At 58.5% G+C, this 1,437-nt stretch carries 1 rRNA gene; it reads left to right on the plus strand.

Annotated elements, in window-relative coordinates:
• A 16S ribosomal RNA gene (locus ACYVOK_RS36200) occupies positions 1-1,437 on the plus strand; the annotation flags it as partial.

A 1,437-nucleotide genomic window follows, 5' to 3' on the forward strand; every position in this document is an offset into this window, starting at 1 on the left:
TGGCGGCGTGCTTAACACATGCAAGTCGAGCGGTAAGGCCCCTTCGGGGGTACACGAGCGGCGAACGGGTGAGTAACACGTGAGCAACCTACCCTCAACTTCGGGATAAGCCTCGGAAACGGGGTCTAATACCGGATATCACCTTAAGCTTCATGGTTTTTGGTTGAAAGTTCTGGCGGTTGGGGATGGGCTCGCGGCCTATCAGCTTGTTGGTGGGGTAATGGCCTACCAAGGCGTCGACGGGTAGCCGGCCTGAGAGGGCGACCGGCCACACTGGGACTGAGACACGGCCCAGACTCCTACGGGAGGCAGCAGTGGGGAATATTGCGCAATGGACGAAAGTCTGACGCAGCAACGCCGCGTGAGGGATGACGGCCTTCGGGTTGTAAACCTCTTTCAGCAGGGACGAAGCGAGAGTGACGGTACCTGCAGAAGAAGGACCGGCCAACTACGTGCCAGCAGCCGCGGTAATACGTAGGGTCCGAGCGTTGTCCGGAATTATTGGGCGTAAAGGGCTCGTAGGCGGTTCGTCACGTCGGGAGTGAAAACTCGGAGCTTAACTCCGAGCCTGCTTCCGATACGGGCAGACTAGAGGTAGGCAGGGGAGAGCGGAACTCCTGGTGTAGCGGTGGAATGCGCAGATATCAGGAAGAACACCGGTGGCGAAGGCGGCTCTCTGGGCCTTACCTGACGCTGAGGAGCGAAAGCGTGGGTAGCGAACAGGATTAGATACCCTGGTAGTCCACGCCGTAAACGTTGGGCGCTAGGTGTGGGGGACATTCCACGTCCTCCGTGCCGCAGCTAACGCATTAAGCGCCCCGCCTGGGGAGTACGGCCGCAAGGCTAAAACTCAAAGGAATTGACGGGGGCCCGCACAAGCGGCGGAGCATGCGGATTAATTCGATGCAACGCGAAGAACCTTACCTGGGTTTGACATATAGGGAAATCCTCCAGAGATGGGGGGTCCGTAAGGGTCCTATACAGGTGGTGCATGGCTGTCGTCAGCTCGTGTCGTGAGATGTTGGGTTAAGTCCCGCAACGAGCGCAACCCTCGTCCTATGTTGCCAGCACGTTATGGTGGGGACTCATAGGAGACTGCCGGGGTCAACTCGGAGGAAGGTGGGGATGACGTCAAGTCATCATGCCCCTTATGTCCAGGGCTTCACGCATGCTACAATGGCCGGTACAAAGGGCTGCGAAGCTGTAAGGTGGAGCGAATCCCAAAAAGCCGGTCTCAGTTCGGATTGGGGTCTGCAACTCGACCCCATGAAGTCGGAGTCGCTAGTAATCGCAGATCAGCAACGCTGCGGTGAATACGTTCCCGGGCCTTGTACACACCGCCCGTCACGTCATGAAAGTCGGCAACACCCGAAGCCGGTGGCCTAACCCCTTGTGGGAGGGAGCCGTCGAAGGTGGGGCTGGCGATTAGGACGAAGT

This window comes from Kribbella swartbergensis, assembly GCF_054784135.1.